Origin of the sequence: Paraprevotella xylaniphila YIT 11841 (assembly GCF_900683745.1) — a bacterium.
In the GTDB taxonomy this organism is placed as follows: Bacteria; Bacteroidota; Bacteroidia; order Bacteroidales; family Bacteroidaceae; genus Paraprevotella; species Paraprevotella xylaniphila.
Genome location: NZ_LR215980.1, coordinates 1,255,722 through 1,272,590, shown reverse-complemented (window position 1 = coordinate 1,272,590; position 16,869 = coordinate 1,255,722). Strand labels below are relative to the sequence as shown.

Annotated in this window: 26 protein-coding genes and 2 tRNA genes; 23 read left to right on the top strand and 5 right to left on the bottom strand. The window is 45.0% G+C overall.

The features are described from left to right. Nucleotides 1–18 precede the first annotated feature (18 nt). From E0E47_RS05455 to E0E47_RS05430, 6 genes are read left to right on the top strand one after another with little or no spacing between them, the layout of a single operon-like run. Nucleotides 19–783, top strand: a complete 765-nt coding sequence (locus tag E0E47_RS05455) for an amidohydrolase (RefSeq protein WP_130893139.1) — start codon at nt 19–21, stop codon at nt 781–783. 19 nt (nt 784–802) lie between these two features. Then, entirely contained in the window at nt 803–2,416 is a 1,614-nt protein-coding gene (locus tag E0E47_RS05450) for a thiamine pyrophosphate-dependent enzyme (protein ID WP_130893138.1), read from the top strand. Beyond that, nucleotides 2,413–2,994, top strand: coding sequence for an indolepyruvate oxidoreductase subunit beta (locus tag E0E47_RS05445; protein WP_008629557.1), 582 nt, complete (start codon nt 2,413–2,415; stop codon nt 2,992–2,994). Before E0E47_RS05450 ends, E0E47_RS05445 begins: the two co-directional genes overlap by 4 nt. 6 nt (nt 2,995–3,000) lie before the next feature. Then, nucleotides 3,001–4,320 carry an aminotransferase class I/II-fold pyridoxal phosphate-dependent enzyme gene (locus E0E47_RS05440; RefSeq protein WP_130893137.1) on the top strand — a complete coding sequence of 440 codons (1,320 nt, stop codon included), beginning with the start codon at nt 3,001–3,003 and terminating at the stop codon, nt 4,318–4,320. A gap of 14 nt (nt 4,321–4,334) precedes the next feature. After that, nucleotides 4,335–5,636, top strand: a complete 1,302-nt coding sequence (locus E0E47_RS05435) for a phenylacetate--CoA ligase family protein (RefSeq protein WP_172604757.1) — start codon at nt 4,335–4,337, stop codon at nt 5,634–5,636. A 17-nt stretch (nt 5,637–5,653) separates the two neighbouring features. Continuing rightward, nucleotides 5,654–6,070, top strand: coding sequence for an ACT domain-containing protein (locus E0E47_RS05430; protein ID WP_008629551.1), 417 nt, complete (start codon nt 5,654–5,656; stop codon nt 6,068–6,070). 289 nt (nt 6,071–6,359) lie between these two features. Here the strand turns inward: E0E47_RS05430 and E0E47_RS05425 are convergent, their stop codons facing one another. From E0E47_RS05425 to E0E47_RS05405, 5 genes are all read right to left on the bottom strand, one after another. After that, complete coding sequence (locus tag E0E47_RS05425) at nt 6,360–6,629, bottom strand: hypothetical protein (RefSeq protein WP_130893135.1); 270 nt, start codon at nt 6,627–6,629, stop codon at nt 6,360–6,362. Then, entirely contained in the window at nt 6,626–7,171 is a 546-nt protein-coding gene (locus tag E0E47_RS05420; protein WP_130893134.1) for a hypothetical protein, read from the bottom strand. The genes E0E47_RS05425 and E0E47_RS05420 overlap by 4 nt, the downstream gene beginning before the upstream one ends. A 7-nt stretch (nt 7,172–7,178) precedes the next feature. Next, complete coding sequence (locus E0E47_RS05415) at nt 7,179–8,318, bottom strand: type I restriction endonuclease (RefSeq protein ID WP_130893133.1); 1,140 nt, start codon at nt 8,316–8,318, stop codon at nt 7,179–7,181. A gap of 193 nt (nt 8,319–8,511) precedes the next feature. Further along, on the bottom strand, nt 8,512–9,108 hold the full coding sequence (locus E0E47_RS05410; RefSeq protein ID WP_130893132.1) for a hypothetical protein: 597 nt from the start codon (nt 9,106–9,108) through the stop codon (nt 8,512–8,514). Further along, complete coding sequence (locus E0E47_RS05405; protein ID WP_130893131.1) at nt 9,093–9,530, bottom strand: helix-turn-helix domain-containing protein; 438 nt, start codon at nt 9,528–9,530, stop codon at nt 9,093–9,095. Before E0E47_RS05405 ends, E0E47_RS05410 begins: the two co-directional genes overlap by 16 nt. 108 nt (nt 9,531–9,638) lie before the next feature. Between E0E47_RS05405 and E0E47_RS05400 the strand changes: the two genes are divergently transcribed. The 17 genes from E0E47_RS05400 to E0E47_RS05325 all read left to right on the top strand — a co-directional run bounded on the left by E0E47_RS05400 (nt 9,639) and on the right by E0E47_RS05325 (nt 16,802). Then, complete coding sequence (locus E0E47_RS05400; RefSeq protein WP_130893130.1) at nt 9,639–9,890, top strand: hypothetical protein; 252 nt, start codon at nt 9,639–9,641, stop codon at nt 9,888–9,890. 10 nt (nt 9,891–9,900) lie between these two features. Beyond that, nucleotides 9,901–10,455 (top strand): helix-turn-helix domain-containing protein, encoded by a 555-nt coding sequence (locus E0E47_RS05395; RefSeq protein WP_130893129.1) that lies wholly within the window; start codon nt 9,901–9,903, stop codon nt 10,453–10,455. Between the two features lie 5 nt (nt 10,456–10,460). After that, nucleotides 10,461–10,670, top strand: coding sequence for a hypothetical protein (locus E0E47_RS05390; RefSeq protein ID WP_130894327.1), 210 nt, complete (start codon nt 10,461–10,463; stop codon nt 10,668–10,670). Nucleotides 10,671–10,681: 11 nt separating this feature from the next. Beyond that, complete coding sequence (locus E0E47_RS05385) at nt 10,682–11,041, top strand: hypothetical protein (protein WP_130893128.1); 360 nt, start codon at nt 10,682–10,684, stop codon at nt 11,039–11,041. A gap of 336 nt (nt 11,042–11,377) precedes the next feature. Then, the gene (locus tag E0E47_RS05380) at nt 11,378–11,596 is read left to right on the top strand and encodes a hypothetical protein (RefSeq protein WP_130893127.1); all 219 of its coding nucleotides are present in this window, start codon (nt 11,378–11,380) and stop codon (nt 11,594–11,596) included. A 17-nt stretch (nt 11,597–11,613) separates the two neighbouring features. Beyond that, nucleotides 11,614–11,856, top strand: a complete 243-nt coding sequence (locus E0E47_RS05375; RefSeq protein WP_130893126.1) for a hypothetical protein — start codon at nt 11,614–11,616, stop codon at nt 11,854–11,856. 6 nt (nt 11,857–11,862) lie between these two features. Further along, on the top strand, nt 11,863–12,162 hold the full coding sequence (locus E0E47_RS05370) for a hypothetical protein (RefSeq protein WP_130893125.1): 300 nt from the start codon (nt 11,863–11,865) through the stop codon (nt 12,160–12,162). A 79-nt stretch (nt 12,163–12,241) separates the two neighbouring features. After that, nucleotides 12,242–12,799 (top strand): ERF family protein, encoded by a 558-nt coding sequence (locus E0E47_RS05365; RefSeq protein ID WP_130893124.1) that lies wholly within the window; start codon nt 12,242–12,244, stop codon nt 12,797–12,799. Then, complete coding sequence (locus E0E47_RS05360; protein ID WP_130893123.1) at nt 12,786–13,694, top strand: hypothetical protein; 909 nt, start codon at nt 12,786–12,788, stop codon at nt 13,692–13,694. Before E0E47_RS05365 ends, E0E47_RS05360 begins: the two co-directional genes overlap by 14 nt. Nucleotides 13,695–13,715: 21 nt before the next feature. After that, the gene (locus tag E0E47_RS05355; RefSeq protein WP_040602507.1) at nt 13,716–14,027 is read left to right on the top strand and encodes a hypothetical protein; all 312 of its coding nucleotides are present in this window, start codon (nt 13,716–13,718) and stop codon (nt 14,025–14,027) included. 6 nt (nt 14,028–14,033) lie between these two features. Continuing rightward, a complete protein-coding gene (locus E0E47_RS05350; RefSeq protein WP_130893122.1) occupies nt 14,034–14,471 on the top strand; it encodes a hypothetical protein in 438 nt (145 codons plus the stop codon). Between the two features lie 2 nt (nt 14,472–14,473). After that, nucleotides 14,474–14,905, top strand: coding sequence for a hypothetical protein (locus E0E47_RS05345; protein WP_130893121.1), 432 nt, complete (start codon nt 14,474–14,476; stop codon nt 14,903–14,905). Then, on the top strand, nt 14,902–15,639 hold the full coding sequence (locus E0E47_RS05340; RefSeq protein ID WP_130893120.1) for a hypothetical protein: 738 nt from the start codon (nt 14,902–14,904) through the stop codon (nt 15,637–15,639). The genes E0E47_RS05345 and E0E47_RS05340 overlap by 4 nt, the downstream gene beginning before the upstream one ends. Nucleotides 15,640–15,664: 25 nt before the next feature. Continuing rightward, a tRNA-OTHER gene (locus E0E47_RS05335) sits at nt 15,665–15,738 on the top strand. Between the two features lie 38 nt (nt 15,739–15,776). Further along, nucleotides 15,777–15,843, top strand: a tRNA-OTHER gene (locus E0E47_RS17250). Nucleotides 15,844–15,862: 19 nt separating this feature from the next. Beyond that, complete coding sequence (locus E0E47_RS05330; RefSeq protein WP_008624932.1) at nt 15,863–16,291, top strand: zinc-finger-containing protein; 429 nt, start codon at nt 15,863–15,865, stop codon at nt 16,289–16,291. Nucleotides 16,292–16,322: 31 nt separating this feature from the next. After that, nucleotides 16,323–16,802, top strand: coding sequence for a recombination protein NinG (locus E0E47_RS05325; protein ID WP_130893119.1), 480 nt, complete (start codon nt 16,323–16,325; stop codon nt 16,800–16,802). The last annotated feature ends 67 nt before the right edge of the window (nt 16,803–16,869 follow it).

Genomic DNA, 16,869 nt, shown 5'->3' with positions numbered 1-16,869 from the left:
ATCTAATATCAAAATTGTATGAAAATAACACTTTTGCAACAAGATATTTCATGGGGGAATCCGGAAACTAATGTGAGGAATGCCGAGCTGGCGATGGAGGCTTGTCCCGGGTCGGATGTATATGTGTTACCCGAAATGTTCTCCACCGGGTTCTGTACGCAACCCGAAGGACTGGCCGAACCGGCGGACAGTGATACGCTGCGCTGGATGCGCCGCTATGCCGCAGGGCACGATTGTGCCGTGGCCGGTAGCGTGGCCGTACAGGAAGGCGGAAAGTATTATAATCGTTTCTATTTCGTAAGTCCGGACGGGGCGGTCCGTTCGTATGACAAAAAGCATTTGTTCACGTACGGTGGAGAGCACTATCGTTTTACAGCCGGGCGGGAACGTGTGGTCGTGGAGTTCCGGGGTGTACGAATCCTGCTCCAGATTTGCTACGATTTACGTTTTCCCGTATGGGCGCGCAACCGGAAGGACTACGACGTGGCGCTCTATGTGGCCAGTTGGCCTACGCCGCGTGTGGAAGCCTGGTTGGCCTTGCTACGGGCAAGGGCCATCGAAAACCAGTGCTATGTGGCGGGGGTGAACCGTGTGGGGACGGATCCGTCTTGCGAGTATTGCGGAGGCACGTTGGTGATAGACCCTTACGGACGTACGGTAGCGGCCTGTGAGCAGGGCCGGGTAGATGCCGTGACGGTGGAGGTGGATATGGACAGCCTGGCCGAATTTCGCCGCAAATTTCCGGTATTGGATGATGCCGATGATTTTACATTGAATATTTAAACTCAGTAGATATAAAGATATGGAAAAGAAACTTTTGTTAGGTGATGAGGCCATAGCTCTCGGGGCTATCCATGCGGGCATTCGCGGAGTATACGCTTATCCGGGGACACCGAGCACGGAAATCACCGAATATATCCAACGGCACCCGTTGGCGCGTGCGCGAGGCTTGCACAGCACGTGGTGTACGAATGAGAAGACAGCTGTAGAAGCGGCTTTGGGGGCATCCTACGCCGGTGCGCGTGTGATAGCCTGCATGAAGCACGTGGGGCTGAACGTGGCGGCCGATGCTTTTGTCAACGCTGCCATTACGGGCGTGAACGGCGGCATGATCGTGGTTGTGGCGGACGACCCTTCCATGCACTCTTCACAGAATGAACAGGACTCCCGTTTCTACGGTAAGTTTTCCATGATAACGACCTTGGAACCGTCTACTCAACAAGAGGCGTACGACATGATGCAATACGGCTTCGAACTTTCCGAACGGGAGAAGTTGCCGGTGCTGATGCGTATCGTGATGCGTTTGGCGCACTCCCGTGCCGCTGTGACGGTGAAGGAAGAAGCCGAAGAGATGAGAGCGTTGCCCTGTGCGAAGGATCCGGCCAGTTGGGTGCTCCTTCCGGCCAATTCGCGCCGGAAATATGCCGCATTGGTGGAACAGCAACCGCGTCTGGAGCAGGCTGCGGCCGAAGCTCCTTACACGCGTTACGAACAGGCTTCGGGAGAGAAACCGGTGGGCATATTGGCCTGCGGTATAGGATATAACTATGTGACGGAGGTACGCGAGGCGGCGGAGAAGTTCAACATTCTTAAAATCACCCAATATCCTTTGCCCGCTGACTTGGTGCGGCGCTTGGCTGCCGACAGTCGTGAGATTCTGGTGGTGGAAGACGGCCAGCCTTTTGCCGAAGAACTCGTGAGGGGGATGCTGTCCGCAGACTATCCCGTACGAGGTCGTCTGACGGGCGACTTGCCGCGTACGGGGGAACTGACGCCGGACAGCGTGGCAGCGGCTATGGGACATCGGCCGGAGCGTTACTTCGATGCCCCGAAGAATGTGGTGGGACGCCCGCCTGCCTTATGTCAGGGATGCGGCCACCGCGACGTGTACACGGCTTTGAACGAAGTGGTAAAGGAATATCCCGATGCACGCGTGTTTGCCGACATCGGTTGTTATACATTAGGTGCTTTGCCGCCTTTCCGTGCCATAGACACTTGCCTCGACATGGGGGCTTCCATTACGATGGCTAAAGGGGCGGCCGACGCCGGTGTGTTTCCGGCCATCGCAGTCATCGGCGATTCCACGTTTACCCATTCGGGGATGACGGGATTGTTGGATGCCGTGAACGACAAGGCGCAGATTACCGTCATCATATCGGACAACCTGACTACGGCGATGACCGGCGGGCAAGACTCTGCCGGTACGAACAAGTTTGAGGCGATTTGCCTGGGGCTTGGGGTGGAGCCGGAACATGTGCGTGTAGTGGTGCCGTTGCCTAAGAACATGGACGAGATTACGCGTATTCTTCGTGAAGAGATAGAGTACAAAGGGGTGTCGGTCATCATCCCGCGCCGGGAGTGCATACAGACCTTGAACAGAAAGTTGAAACAGAAAAGAGCAGAAAAGAAAGCATGAAACAAGATATAATTCTTTCGGGCGTGGGAGGACAAGGCATCCTTTCCATTGCCACCATCATCGGTGAGGCTGCCACGCAGGCAGGGTTGACCTTGAAACAGGCTGAGGTGCACGGCATGAGCCAACGCGGAGGCGACGTGCAGTCCAACTTGCGTTTGTCTGACGGGGAGATTGCTTCCGATTTGATTGCGGTAGGAACTGCCGACATGATTCTCTCGTTGGAGCCGATGGAGGCTTTGCGGTATATACCTTATTTAAATAAGGAGGGTTGGGTGATTACCTCTTCTTCCCCGTTCAAAAACATTCCCAATTATCCCGAAGACGAGGCTTTGATGGCCGAATTGAGGGCATTGCCCCATGTCGTCATGGTGGATGTGGACGCATTGGCCAAGGAACATTCCATGCCGAAGTGCGCCAATGTGATGCTGTTGGGGGCTGCGGCCCGTTACCTGAACATCCTGTCTGTGGAGGAGTTGCGTGAAAGTATCGCCCGTGTGTTCGGGACAAAAGGGGAGGCCGTAGTGGAAATGAACCGCCGGGCTTTCGATTTGGGGCATGCTGCTTCGGACTTAAAGTAAGCGGATATGGGACATCAGGTTTTTAGTGAAGAGTTGGTGGCATCTGTAGTAAAGGAGTTGCAGATTGCCGACCTCGCCCATGCCACCATCGGCGAGGTGCTGTTGGTGGCTTCCCGGTTGGAACAACAGACGGGGATTCCATTCATCCGAATGGATCAAGGTTCGCCGGGCCTGCCTGCCAATCGTGTCGGCGTGGAAGCGGAGAAGGCCGCTTTGGACCGTGGAGTGGGGGCGCAGTATCCTGCAGCCGACGGGATTCCAGAACTGAAGCGCGAAGCTTCGCGCTTCGTGAAGGCTTTTGTCGATATAGACATCTCGCCACGGGCTTGCATTCCGACGACTGGTTCAGTGGCTGCCTCGTTCGGGGCATTCGTCATTACCACGCAGTGCGTGCCGGGGAAAGACAAGGTGCTGTTCATCGACCCGGGGTTTCCCATCCAGAAATCCCAGTTGCGCATCATCGGGGCGAAGTGGGAACAGTTCGACATCTACCATTACCGGGGAGAGGCGTTGAGGGAGAAGCTGGAGAGTTATCTGAAACAGGGCGACATCGCGGCTATCGTTTACTCCAATCCGAACAATCCGGCATGGATTTGCTTGGAGGACAGCGAACTGGCGATTATCGGTGAGTTGTCCACCCGTTACGGGGTTATCGTATTGGAAGACATGGCTTATTTCTGTATGGACTTCCGTCAGGACTTGGGCCAACCTTGGAAGGCACCTTATCCGCCTACGGTGGCCCGCTATACGGACAATTACATCCTTATGCTGTCTTCCTCCAAAATCTTCAGCTATGCCGGGCAGCGGATGGCCGTGGCTTGTGTGTCCGACAAATTGTTCGACATGCATTATCCGGCGTTGGCCGAACGTTACGGCGACTCCGGCGTGTTCGGGCAGACTTTCGTGGCTTCGGTGCTGTATATGATAACTTCCGGCTGTACGGCATCCACGCAGTATGGCTATGCCGAAATGCTGCGTGCGGCCACGGACGGCGAATTGGATTTTGCAGCCGACGTGCGTGAATATGCCCGGCGGGCCGAACGGATGAAGAAGATATTCACCGACAACGGGTTCCACATCGTGTATGACTACGATGTGACGCGGCCGGTGGGTGACGGTTTTTTCTTTACCGTGGGTTATGGCCGGATGAGTGGTGGCGAATTGTTGCGCGAGCTGTTATATTATGGAGTGAGCAGTATCTCGTTGGAGACAACCGGCAGCGGGCAGCCCGGCGTGAGGGCATGTACGTCCCGTATGCGTGAGGAACTTTATCCGCTCATGGAGGAGCGGATGAAGGCTTTCCGATTGGATCATCCTTTAAATTAGACGAAATGGAAAACATGATTTGGAACAAGAATAAAGAGTGCATGAGTCGTGAGGAATTGCGCGACTTACAGGGGAAACGGTTGCACAAGTTGGTGGATTTGGTATATCATAACACGCCTTTCTACCGGACTAAGATGCAGGAAATGGATTTGCTTCCGGATGATATCCGTACGATAGACGACATTGTGAAATTGCCTTTTACGACCAAGGCGGATTTGCGTGATAATTATCCGGTGGGCCTGTTGGCTACGCCCATGTCCGAGATAGTCCGTATCCATGCCTCCTCCGGTACGACGGGTAATCCCACCATAGTAGGTTATACTTATCGTGACCTGGAGATTTGGAAAGAAGTGATAGCACGTGCGTTGACGGCCTATGGCGTGACGCGTGGAGATATCGTTTCCGTGGGATATGGCTACGGGTTGTTTACGGGCGGACTGGGTGCCCATTATGGCGTGGAGCATCTGGGGGCTACCGTATTGCCTACTTCTACCGGGAATACGGAGAAACATATCCGTCTGTTGAGAGACCTTGGAGTGACGGGTATTGCCTGTACGCCTTCCTATGCCCTGTATCTGGCTGAGGCGTTGCATAAGCAAGGGCTTTCGGCCGACGATTTAAAGTTGCGCATCGGCGCGTTCGGGGCGGAGCCGTGGACGGAGAACATGCGCCGCGAGATAGAAGAACGTTTGGGCGTTCAGGCCTACAACATTTACGGATTGAGTGAAATCATGGGGCCGGGCGTAGCTTACGAGTGCGGCTGCAAGAACGGTTCGCATATCGCGGAAGACCATTTCTATCCGGAAATCATCCATCCGGAAACCGGCGAGGTACTGCCGCTCGGGCAAGAAGGGGAGTTGGTGCTGACTACGCTGACGAAGACCGGAATGCCGCTGTTGCGCTACCGTACGAAAGACCTGACGACATTGATGCCCGGCACGTGCGAATGCGGACGTACCAGTGTACGCTTTACGCGTATCCTCGGACGGAGCGACGATATGCTGATCATACGCGGCATTAACGTGTTCCCCTCGCAGGTGGAAAACGTGATTCTGGAGATGCCGGAATTTGCGCCCCGTTACATGTTGGTGGTAGACCGCAAAAACAACATGGATATGTTGGAGGTACAGGTAGAGTTGCGTCCGGATAATTTCTCAGACGATTTGGGCGGTATGCTGGCTTTGAAGAAACGTTTGGCCGAACGCCTGAAGAGCGTGCTTTCCATCAGCGCGGAAGTGAAATTGGTGGAACCCAACAGCCTGCCGAGGAGCGAAGGGAAAAGTACGCGAGTGATAGATAAACGTGTGTTGGCTTAATTCAAAAACGAAAGAGTATGACTATCAAACAATTATCCGTTTTCTTGGAAAACAAAAGCGGGAGAATCAACGAAGTGACCAAAGCTTTGGGTGAACAAGGTATCAACATGCACGCTTTCAGTATGGCGGAGACTACGGATTTCGGTATCCTTCGTTTGATTGTGTCCGACGTAGACAAGGCAGTAGAAGTATTGCGTGCGAAAGATTTCGCAGTGATTCTGACCGATGTGGTTTGCATCAGTTGTCCGAACGTGGCCGGTGCGCTGTCTAAGATTTTGGAGAAGTTGGCCGAGCATCAGATTTTTATCGAGTATATGTATGCCTTTGCCCAGGGAGACCGGGCGAATATCGTTATCCGGCCGAGCAATCTGTCCGAGTGCCTGAAACAGCTCTCTGAGGAAGACTGCCATATTTTAGGCGGCCAACAGCTTTAGAGGTAAGCTAAGGAATAGAAAGATTAAAGAAACCCAAGTAGGATTGTCGCGTGGAAAGGCAACCATCTTTCATGTAATTGAGACGATGGTTGCTTTTGTCTTATAGTAGCAATTCTGGAATTTGATAATAAAAAAGGAAGAAAATATAAATTATTTTCTTCCTTTTTCCTTTGAGCCGACACGGGGACTCGAACCCCGGACCCTTTCATTACGAATGACTATAAAAATAAAGGTGTATCTATTTGAACATAAGTAAATTATATATTACTTTGTATATATGATTGGATATTCATTTGGATATTTTTGTTATAAACATGTTTCCTACACCTAATAAAATCCAGTTTGGAGAGATATTATAATCACGTATTAAGTATACTATCCATTCAGGCTTTAATACACTGCGGTCAGGATTCCATTTTACTGTATTCATGTTCCAACGATTTATTCCATGTGCATTTGTAAATGTTTGTAGACCTCTGATTTTCTTTTGAGCCTTTAGTATGTCTATGGCTTCAAAGAATCTTTTGGTCACATCGATTCCTTCTTGTGATATTTTCATAGGCAAAATATTGTCGATAAGATAATGACAAGAACAATTATTGAGGCACATCCATTATTAGAGGACTTTGATGTATTTAATTTACTTCCGCATTTAGAGCAGTAGTTTCCTCCCTTTGTGGATATTTGGTTGCATTTCTTGCATGTGAAGACAGAAAGAGGTGGATTTAATAGAATGCGTTCATCATTTCTGTCTATTAATTTTCCACATTGACAGCAATATTTATGTGAATACAGAGTTTTACCACCACAAATAGAACATACCACTGTGTTAAACTCATTTTCTTTATATTTTAATTCTATTGGTTTATAATCAAAGTTAGTAGTGGTGTTTTTTTTAGCGTCTCCTATATTAAACTTATGGCCACATTTCAAGCAAACAAGTTCTATCTTGTTTTTACCCGTTGCTCCTGCTGCCGCTGCGATAAGGATATTTCCTGTTAATAAACCTCCTGCAATGGCACGTCCTGTTTTAAAACCTCGCTCATGAACGTGTATTTGTGTGGAGCCACATTTAGGGCATTTTATAGGTTCTTCTTCCATGTTTATATTATTTTAGGTGTTTGTTTTGGTATTTTTTGTAATACTTGTACGCTTCCGCAAAGCATTCTTCCAATTTGTCGGCATATTTAAAAATATCGTCAAGTGTGTTTATCTCAATTCTTTCTTGTGATTTATAATCGTCAGTAGGAATATACAAACACTTGCTTCTGTTTCCAAAAGATAAGCGACATCCCCACCAACAAGAAGGGTTTGACACTCCGATAGCGAAATAGGATTTGAAATCTTTGTAAACAATTAGGTCGGCACTGATTTGTTTACGGACAATCGAACGGATAATATTGTAGGCATCTATTTCTTCTTGCGTGGTAATAATGCCTTTTTCCTTATCTATAAAAACTACCCCATCGGGTAATGTATCGTCACTATTTGTATCGTCAGATGCGACGATTTCCATACTGCTTGGAGTTATTTGCTGTTCTTCATTCTTTATGGCATTGTTCAATCTCTCCGAGATAATATCATTTATAATAGATGATATGGATTTCTTTACAAGCGGTGTAAATTGCTCAATTACGCTTTGCCATATTGCACCATCATATATTTGTTTGGTTATAAACTTGACAAATTCGGGTGATGGAGATGCAAACTCATTGCTTAATATTCCTTTTATCTCTGTTGTGTATTTCAGTTCATTTGCAGTACTGAGAATTTCCGTTTCATTGTAGTATGACTTGTGGAACTTCTTCAACTGCTCTATGTCATTGTCCGACAGGTCAGTCGCGTCAATAACCAAGAAAGGTTTTTCATCCATAATGTTTTGCTTTTCTAGGTCAGTATAGAATCTGTATTCTATCCCGTTAGTAAGCACACCAAACCGTGCATTGGATGCTGCAAAATACTTGGCGAGCTGTGTGTTGTGCACATCAAGATTCTGTTTGCAATGTTTGCATTCAATTATCAAGATTGGTTGCTCGTTCTTCATTATGGCATAGTCTATCCTATCGCCTCGCTTGGTAAGGTCGCAATCCATTTCGGGTACTACCTCAAAAGGGTCAAATACATCATATCCCAATACAGTTATCATCGGCATAATGAAAGCATTCTTTGTCGCTTCTTCTGTTGTTATCATGTCTTTCTGTTTGCTTATGCGTTCAGAAAGCTGTTGAATTTGGTCTTTGAAGTCCATATATATATATTGATTTTGGTAGTTAATGATATTTCAGATGGTATTTTTATAGTAGATTGAATCCGATTTTCTAAGTATTAAATGTCATTACAAACTTAATGATTTCCTTATTCCTTGTTTTGATTGCAGCATCTGTAAATATCTTGATTTCATTCTCAGTAAATCCTGTACATTCTTTGGATTTCAAAGAAATCTAAAGGAGGACTTCTGTTGCTTTTTCGTATGCCTCATTTTTTAAGTCATCATTGTTTTCTATTTCCTCTAAAAAAATTAGTGAATTAAATAATGATCTTACAGCATTATTATAGTCGTCATTATAATATTGAGATATTCCTAATTGTGCTAAAGAAACTCCTATAGACAGACATTTGCAATCTTCTATACTTTTGTTCACGTGTTTGATAGAATACCGACTTTGTTCATCCATCAATTTGATATGTTTATTTATGGTCTTTATATTTTTGTTAACCTCTTCTTTTATCTCTCTTTTGGTAAGTATATTGGATAATATTTGCCAGCCTACAAGAATAGTGATGAGTATAGACAGAATCCCGATTATAATTCCTGTATAATCGAACTCCAATGGTCTTGTATTCGGGTAATAATGGCAAGCATAGTAAATATTGAAAACTATTACAATGGCATTTGCGACAAACAATAATAGATTTACGCAATAGATAAATTTCGCGAATATATCACTTCTTTTATTATCACAAAAGTCATTGTTACCTTCTATGATATTCACATTCTTTACATTGCTATCTCTTATGTTCCCTACTCGTTGCTCCATGTTCTTTTTTCAATGATTGTAATAAGCCTGTCTATCTGTTCTTGGAATTTTTCAGTAGTTTTTTGGTTTGATTCTACTATTTTCAGTAATGTGTCATAAGCATTTGGATTGATATGAATTTCTCGTCCGCTCACATTTACTCCTGACACATTGCTGTTTGAAATGTCGCCAACTGATTGGTTGGGTTTTAGCATTTCGCCCTCTCCTGTAAGCAACCAGTTTTCATTAAATTCATAATTGAAGGCACGATTAAATCTATGCAAGAAACTTTCTGTTAATACGGACTCCACTCCTTTTATAGCACTTGATACATTTGGGGGCGTGGTACCCATTTTTTCTGCAACATCCTTTTGACTATACACTTCTCCTTTATTTTTGAGATATTCAATAGCCAATTTTAGCCGATTTCCGTCTAATGTCATATTCTTAAATATTATTAATTACAAGAATTTATTATTCTTATTAGTTATTGTAATTAAGAATTTATTCTTATCTTTGCATTAAATAATTAATCAAACAATACAAAGATAATGGAAAATATCAATAATTCAAACACTTCATCACAAAAAGGCAAAAATATGACTTTAAAGGGCTATTATAAGAGTCTGCCGGAACCAACGTATCCCAAAAAAGATTTTGTGAATACAATTGCCGAAAAATGCAATGTGACTCTTGCTACGGCAAATAATTGGGTAAAGTATGGTATCAAGCCTTCCAATCCAGAACATGTACGGATATTATCAGAAATTACAGGAATCTCTCCTGAATGTCTTTGGGATTAAATAAATAAAAATGAGAGACTTGGAATTTTATATATTGGAGAATGAGCTTTGGTGTTTGTTTCCTGATGGTCGCAATGAACAGGTTACAGAGAATAACACAGAGTTGGTACATGATATTCTTGTCCGAATCAGGGAATTTTACCCAGAGGCATACAGGGATTTGTCCACATGGTTTCAAAAAAGTTCATTAAATGTACCTTACTTCCAATTCCTGATTGTTGAACAATTCGCCAAATGCAACTTTGGGGAATTAGATACAACAAAGAAAGATATTGACGGAAAGGGAGTATTCAATTTTGAGCATGTGAAATGTCCTCTTCGAGGGCACTGTGTTCATGAAGGGAAAGTGTGCAATCCGCGTTTTAATAGTCACTTGTCGGATGCTGAGTTACGAGTAATGAAACTCATATATGAAGGGTATAATAATGAAGAAATTGCTGATACATTGTACTTGTCTCCACATACAGTGAAAAATCATATTAAATCTGTGTATACCAAACTTAGAATACATGAGAAGTCTGAATTTATAAGATATGCGAATAGTAAAAACCTTTTTAAGGAGTGAATAAAATGTTGAATGAAACAATATTAAGTGTTGTTCTAAATGATAAGACATTTGGGCAACGTGAAGCCGCTGACATTGTGGGAGGAAGAGGACGGTTGTTTAGATTAGTCAAAATCGGAGCTATAAGAGCTAAAAAGATACCAGAAGACCGCCAAAATGGAAGATGGTATTGTAATGCTTTTGACGTAATAAAACATGCTGCATTGAAATGGTAAGTATAAGCTTTATGAGAAAAAACATCAAAAGTCAATTAAGAAGCCTTGCGGCAACGATAGAGGACAAGCTGATAAACAGGTTCAACCACCGTAAGCGCTCATCCTTCATTTATATGAGTGGCAAAACATGCGACCTTGAAGTGTCATACGATGCTTTAACGGGTAAAGTAGAAGCCATGATATACGGTGATGATGCCCGTAAGGCATACCCCAACATCCAAAAGCTGATAGAGGATTCGGTAAGCACCGAAAAGATAGACAACGAAGTATATCTCGAAGAGATGCGGGACGATGAAGAATATGAGGCCGCAATGGACAACCGTATGGCCTTAGACCGCGCCCAAGGTTACGGATACGGGATATATTGGTGATGGGATGAAGCCGGGGTTCGATTCCCCGGCCACCAACAAGACACTGGCGGAAACAGTATAAAGACGGCTTGACCCAAGCATAAATGGTAGCCCGTCCGCGTGGGCTTGAAAGTAACGCGGCGCAATAAGCGGTATGGCAGTGAGATAGAATCGAAACATACACATAGCAGATGCGGGTTACAGTAGCGTAAAAGCAATCGAATGGCGGTGAGGCACGGCGTGAAACCGTGAAGAGCATGAGACAGCAGCGTGATGAAATTAAAATATCCCCTCCCGTAAGATTCGGGGTAACAACCGGTTTAAGCCGTTGAGGGGTAGCAAACTAAAACAAACAATATGAAAACATTAAGAAACATTGGAATCGCCACATTGTTTATAGTGGCATTAGGGTTAGCCGGACACGCAGACCGGACAAACGAGATTGTGAACAACCTGAATCCGCATGTTTATGAACTTATCAAAGTATTGGGGCATGACACGGACAGTGAGATAGCCGAAGAATACATGGCTAACAAAGAGTATTATGACACATTGTCGGATAAAAATTTATGGTAACGGAAAGGAGGTAAAATATGATAAAGGAAATAATGATAGATGAAAATTATACTCATGTTGGCTTATTTTACAGCATGAAAAAAGGGGATGTGTACAAAGTCCCGTTCGAGAAAAAAAGATATAATGGAATCAGGGCAGAAGCAAGCCGAAGAAATAGCACGGGACGGCTTTTGGGTGAACTGAAAACAGCAATGGATGTGAAGTTTAGGGTTTCTGCAACAGAATATCCCGGTTATATATCTATTATATGTATAAAGTAAATTATCATGGACATTCAAGAACTAAATTCTGTCATAGCCGACTTTGTTCAAGTGGGCTATATGCAGGCCGTCAAAGCATACGAGCCACCGCAAGATTTAGTCCGGGCATCTGAAATAAAACTTTGGTTAAAAATGATGCGGATAGACATCAAGCGTTTTAACCGTTTGGTTTCGGAAGGTGTCATTCGGGCGACAAGGAAAGGCGTTGGTCGTAATTCTCCGCTTTACTACTCCAAGGCAGAAGTCAAACAAGCCTTATCCATGGCGAATATAGCCGGGATTGTAGCGAGGGGGACAATGAAATAATTATCACAGGTTCGGATGGCCGTCCGTTTTATTACGGTCGTGACCTGAAGCAATTCCTCAAATCAGAATTGGAAGTAAAATGAAAGAACTAATAGAAATCCAACACAGCCTGAAAGCTCCCAAAGGGCAATGGAACAACTTCGGGAAGTACAAGTACCGGAGTTGCGAAGACATACTGGAGGCATTGAAGCCCTTATTGTATGAACATAAGTGCGAACTTACGATCGCCGACGAAATGGTTCTTGTTGGTACGCGCATATATGTAAAGGCCACCGTCACATTAAAGAATGAGAACGGCGAAACCGTATCGACTACCGCTTATGCTCGTGAAGAAGAAAGCAAGAAAGGCATGGATGGCTCACAGGTGACGGGAGCGGCTTCTTCCTATGCCCGGAAGTACGCCCTGAACGGAATGTTTTGTATCGACGACACGAAAGACTGCGACGACACGAACACCGGCGGTAAGGACGACGGGCTTTCCGACAACCGGGACATGGCTTTCCAAGAGATAGATGCTGCCAAGGACACGGCCGAACTATCCAAAATATTCAACAAATATACCATGCTTCATGATGACAAGGCTTTCATGAAGCGTCTGGGTGAAAGGAAAAAGGAGGTGCCTTATGTACAAGCTTAAAAAATCGGATGTCGTGTTTTATCCGGCCACTCACACCTACATAACGCCGGCCGGCAGGATGCTTGACGGGATAACCGGCATGCTTTCACGGCAACTCTTTCCCGGAAAGTATGACGGGATTGATGAAGAAACGATGCGCAACGCCGCAGAACGCGGCTCATTCATCCATTCGGTTTGTGAGTTGGTGGACAGTCTAGGTGTGGAACATGAAAGTCCAGAGGCAATAGGCTACAAGGAACTGAAAGAGACATACGCCCTGAAGCATGAGGAAAGCGAATACCTTGTATCAGACAACGAACACTTTGCAAGCTGCATCGACAAGGTTTACAGGGATGGCGAATCAACATTTACATTGGCTGACATAAAGACTACTTATAAGCTTGACAAGGAATATGTCAGGTGGCAGCTTTCCGTCTACGCCTACCTTTTTGAACGTCAGAATCCCGGCGCAAAAGTCCTCCACCTTTATGCCATCTGGCTACGCGGAGAACGCCATGAACTCGTGGAAGTTGAACGCATCCCGGATGGTGTGGTGGTGTCATTGATGGAGCACGAGGTGAACGGTGAGCAATTCGCCAACCCCTATGCCCTTTCCTTCACGGATACGAGCCTTCCGGAAAAATATGCCGCCATGGAAGATGCCATAGCCGAAATCGACCGGCAATATAAATATTGGTCAGAAAAGAAAAAGGAACTGGCCGATGGCGTAAAATTCGAGATGCAGAATGCCGGTGTAAGCAAGTGGGTCGGGGACAGAGTGTCTTTTACACGCAAGGAAGACAGCGAAAGGGAAGACTTCGACAAGAAGCGTTTCGCCTCCGACCATCCCGACCTTTACAAGGCTTATCTCATCAAAACCAAGGTTTCCGGAAGCGTGATTTTAAAAGTGAAATAGTAACATAAAAAACATTAGAAAATGAGCAGTTTATATGGAAGTATCTGCCTGAGCGACATACCACGCTCACAGATGAAGAAAATCATGTGCAAGGACGGAAAGGAACGTATATTCCTGAACATCTTTGTGGGGGAAAGGAAAGAACCTGCAACCTTTGGCGACAGGACATATACCCACTTCGTTTCTTGTTCCCCCAAGAAAGAAGAACGGAAGGAGGGGGAAAACTACTTCATCGGTGACTTGCAGACCTACCAGTCGCAACCGAACGCACCAACCCCCGAACAAGTGGCCGCAGCCCCAAGCGTGTCACCTCTTGACGACTTGCCTTTCTGATAATTTATGAGGTACGACGGTTCCAACGAACTCCACGCCGGGCAGGCAAGGGCAAAATTGGAAAAGCTCATCAAGGACAAAAAGATATTTGATTTGATCGAGAAGAAACCACAGAGGAGCATTCAGGCCAACAAATACCTTCATGTCTGCCTTTCATATTTCGGGTGCCAAATCGGTGAAACCATGGAATATGTGAAGCGTAACTATTACAAGATTCTTTGCAACCCTGGTACTTTTATTCGGGAAAGGGAAGACAAATATCTTGGGCATGTGAAGTACCTTAGAAGCTCTTCCGAATTGGACAGTTCTGAATTTGCCCTTACGGTAGACCGTTTCAGAAACTGGTGTGCGTCAAATGCCGGTATCTATATCCCAAGCCCCGATGAGGAAAGGTTGATACAATTAATGGAAATAGAAGTAGAACGTAATAAAGAATTTATTTGATTATGGACAAATTTTTGGGTCAGGACATCCCTGAGAAAGAGCGTTGGCAATTCTTAAAGGACAATGCCGATGCAGTAGAGAGAATTGGTTACACCCACAGGTTTAATCCTGACGAGTTGGCACAAAAGAAAGAATCATTGGCCGAGGTTTCAATCACCATCAACGACATTGAGATTGAGAAGAAAGAGGCAATGGAAGAGTTCAAAGAGCGGTTGAAACCTTTGAACGAGGAGAAACAAGAACTCTTGGAGCATATAAAGAAAGGTTCGGAGTTCGTGGACAATGAAGAATGTGCCAAAATCCTCTACCATGAGGAAAAGATGGCCGGATTCTATAACCGGTTTGGCGAATTGGTTTACAGTCGTCCAATCATGCCACAAGAGATGCAAAAGACAGTATTCAGTATTAACCGTAAAACAGGAACAGAATCATGAGCGAGAACAAAATCAACTTGGTTGTGCCGAAAGATTACAACGGCAGACCTATTGAAGTAGTATTAAGAGAAGGTGAAGCACCCGCAGCACTCGACCCCAAAGAGCCAGAAAGAGTTGTCTTTGAAGGTACTATCGATGCACCTCTACGGTGGTTGGAAAAACGTGTGGAACTTATCAATCAGAAGTCCTCAAATATTACTGTAAGCCGTAATAACATGAGTTTGCTTCTCACGATAGACGAGACCAATTATTACCGTACACAAATCAATGGCGTATTGTGTTTTTCAAAAGAAATGTTGGAGTTCGGAGTAAACACAGGAAAAGAATGGGAGCCTATCAAGCTGTCCCAGTTCTTCAAGATGCACCGGGCTTTCTTCAAGGACAAGGCTGAGAACATGACACTGGTTTCTACTTTGAAAAATTTCAAGGCTAAAGTAAATCAGGACATCGAGCGCAGCAAAGAGGAAAATGGAAGCAAGGTTGACAACTATTCGCAAGTGGTAGATTCCAATCTTCCGAAGTCCTTCAAGCTGAACATTCCTCTTTTCAAAAGCTTTGCCTGTGAAGAAATAGAGGTTGAGATTTATGCAGATGTGGATGGCCGTGATGTTTCATTATCCCTTGTTTCTGCCGGTGCAAATGAGGCCATTGAAGAATACAAGAACAATGTGATTGACGGACAGATAGAAGCAATCAAAGGTGTTGCGCCTGACATCGTAATCATCGAAGTGTAACTGACAGCCCGGAAAGACGGGCATTGGTATCGTGGCGGAATTGGTTAACGCGCCTGTTGGTTAACGGGTAGATTGCAGGTTCGAATCCTGCCGATACCACTATCTGCGCAGATAAGACAAGTTGGAAAGACAACTGGAGGACATTAGTTTAAGTAGGTAAAACAGATGGACGCATCTATGCGAGTTCGACTCTCGTATGTCCTGCGACTTAAATAAATAATCAATGAATGAAATACTGATTGGTAAGATTTGCCCCTATTGTGGCAAGCCCATCGAATATGTAGACAGTTCCGTTATCTACGGACGCTCATACGGCATGATTTATCTCTGCCGAGATTGTAGAGCTTATGTAGGTGTACATAAAGGTACAGACCAAGCATTAGGGCGTTTGGCTAATGCGGAACTAAGGGAAGCCAAGAAAGAAGCCCATTTCTATTTCGACCAAATAGCCAAGACCAATCTTATAAACAAGATTTGGAAGAAGCATATCCCCAACACATCGAACAGAAACAAGGCTTACCTATGGCTATCCAACCAGTTAGGCATACCACGTGAATTATGCCATATAGGAATGTTCGATGTGGAAGATTGCAAACGGGTTGTTGAATTGTGTAAACCATTAGTGGAAGTGAAATTGGCAATGAGTATATAATGTTATAAAACAATGTAAACCAATAATAAAAATGCCATACTACATTAGGAAACTTAAGAAGAAGAAAGAAAAGCCATTGCCGTTATTCGACAAGGCAGGTATCAAAATCAAGAAGAAGCCGGATTACAAAAAGAAGCTTGATACAGTTTTTTCCCAATACATCCGTCTCAAATACGCGCTTCCTGGCGGTATGTGCCAGTGCATCAGCTGTGGGGCGTTCAAACCTTGGAAAAAGATACAGAACGGCCACTACATGTCACGCCGGTATATGTCCACGCGCTTTGATGAGGACAACTGCCGCCCCCAATGTGTGGCGTGCAACATTTACAACCAAGGCAATGCCCAAATGTTCCGGCGCGGCCTTGTCGCCCAAATTGGAGAAAAGAGGGTTGACATGGTGGAATACAAGGCGAAGAACGAAAGCCGTAAATACTCAGAGTTTGAGTACAAGGAACTTATTGAGGAATATTCCCAAAAAGTCCGCGAACTGAAAAAGGAAAAGGGTGTTTGAAAACTGTTTTATCATACTTTTGTTTTTTAAATAAAACTAAATTATAACGCGCAGCACGTGCATCCTG

Bases quoted from the DNA above. Each gene is read 5' to 3' on its own strand.
- E0E47_RS05455 (WP_130893139.1), top strand. From the start codon at position 19: ATGAAAATAACACTTTTGCAACAAGATATTTCATGGGGGAATCCGGAA.
- E0E47_RS05450 (WP_130893138.1), top strand. From the start codon at position 803: ATGGAAAAGAAACTTTTGTTAGGTGATGAGGCCATAGCTCTCGGGGCT.
- E0E47_RS05445 (WP_008629557.1), top strand. From the start codon at position 2,413: ATGAAACAAGATATAATTCTTTCGGGCGTGGGAGGACAAGGCATCCTT.
- E0E47_RS05440 (WP_130893137.1), top strand. From the start codon at position 3,001: ATGGGACATCAGGTTTTTAGTGAAGAGTTGGTGGCATCTGTAGTAAAG.
- E0E47_RS05435 (WP_172604757.1), top strand. From the start codon at position 4,335: ATGATTTGGAACAAGAATAAAGAGTGCATGAGTCGTGAGGAATTGCGC.
- E0E47_RS05430 (WP_008629551.1), top strand. From the start codon at position 5,654: ATGACTATCAAACAATTATCCGTTTTCTTGGAAAACAAAAGCGGGAGA.
- E0E47_RS05425 (WP_130893135.1), bottom strand. From the start codon at position 6,629: ATGAAAATATCACAAGAAGGAATCGATGTGACCAAAAGATTCTTTGAA.
- E0E47_RS05420 (WP_130893134.1), bottom strand. From the start codon at position 7,171: ATGGAAGAAGAACCTATAAAATGCCCTAAATGTGGCTCCACACAAATA.
- E0E47_RS05415 (WP_130893133.1), bottom strand. From the start codon at position 8,318: ATGGACTTCAAAGACCAAATTCAACAGCTTTCTGAACGCATAAGCAAA.
- E0E47_RS05410 (WP_130893132.1), bottom strand. From the start codon at position 9,108: ATGGAGCAACGAGTAGGGAACATAAGAGATAGCAATGTAAAGAATGTG.
- E0E47_RS05405 (WP_130893131.1), bottom strand. From the start codon at position 9,530: ATGACATTAGACGGAAATCGGCTAAAATTGGCTATTGAATATCTCAAA.
- E0E47_RS05400 (WP_130893130.1), top strand. From the start codon at position 9,639: ATGGAAAATATCAATAATTCAAACACTTCATCACAAAAAGGCAAAAAT.
- E0E47_RS05395 (WP_130893129.1), top strand. From the start codon at position 9,901: ATGAGAGACTTGGAATTTTATATATTGGAGAATGAGCTTTGGTGTTTG.
- E0E47_RS05390 (WP_130894327.1), top strand. From the start codon at position 10,461: ATGTTGAATGAAACAATATTAAGTGTTGTTCTAAATGATAAGACATTT.
- E0E47_RS05385 (WP_130893128.1), top strand. From the start codon at position 10,682: ATGAGAAAAAACATCAAAAGTCAATTAAGAAGCCTTGCGGCAACGATA.
- E0E47_RS05380 (WP_130893127.1), top strand. From the start codon at position 11,378: ATGAAAACATTAAGAAACATTGGAATCGCCACATTGTTTATAGTGGCA.
- E0E47_RS05375 (WP_130893126.1), top strand. From the start codon at position 11,614: ATGATAAAGGAAATAATGATAGATGAAAATTATACTCATGTTGGCTTA.
- E0E47_RS05370 (WP_130893125.1), top strand. From the start codon at position 11,863: ATGGACATTCAAGAACTAAATTCTGTCATAGCCGACTTTGTTCAAGTG.
- E0E47_RS05365 (WP_130893124.1), top strand. From the start codon at position 12,242: ATGAAAGAACTAATAGAAATCCAACACAGCCTGAAAGCTCCCAAAGGG.
- E0E47_RS05360 (WP_130893123.1), top strand. From the start codon at position 12,786: ATGTACAAGCTTAAAAAATCGGATGTCGTGTTTTATCCGGCCACTCAC.
- E0E47_RS05355 (WP_040602507.1), top strand. From the start codon at position 13,716: ATGAGCAGTTTATATGGAAGTATCTGCCTGAGCGACATACCACGCTCA.
- E0E47_RS05350 (WP_130893122.1), top strand. From the start codon at position 14,034: ATGAGGTACGACGGTTCCAACGAACTCCACGCCGGGCAGGCAAGGGCA.
- E0E47_RS05345 (WP_130893121.1), top strand. From the start codon at position 14,474: ATGGACAAATTTTTGGGTCAGGACATCCCTGAGAAAGAGCGTTGGCAA.
- E0E47_RS05340 (WP_130893120.1), top strand. From the start codon at position 14,902: ATGAGCGAGAACAAAATCAACTTGGTTGTGCCGAAAGATTACAACGGC.
- E0E47_RS05330 (WP_008624932.1), top strand. From the start codon at position 15,863: ATGAATGAAATACTGATTGGTAAGATTTGCCCCTATTGTGGCAAGCCC.
- E0E47_RS05325 (WP_130893119.1), top strand. From the start codon at position 16,323: ATGCCATACTACATTAGGAAACTTAAGAAGAAGAAAGAAAAGCCATTG.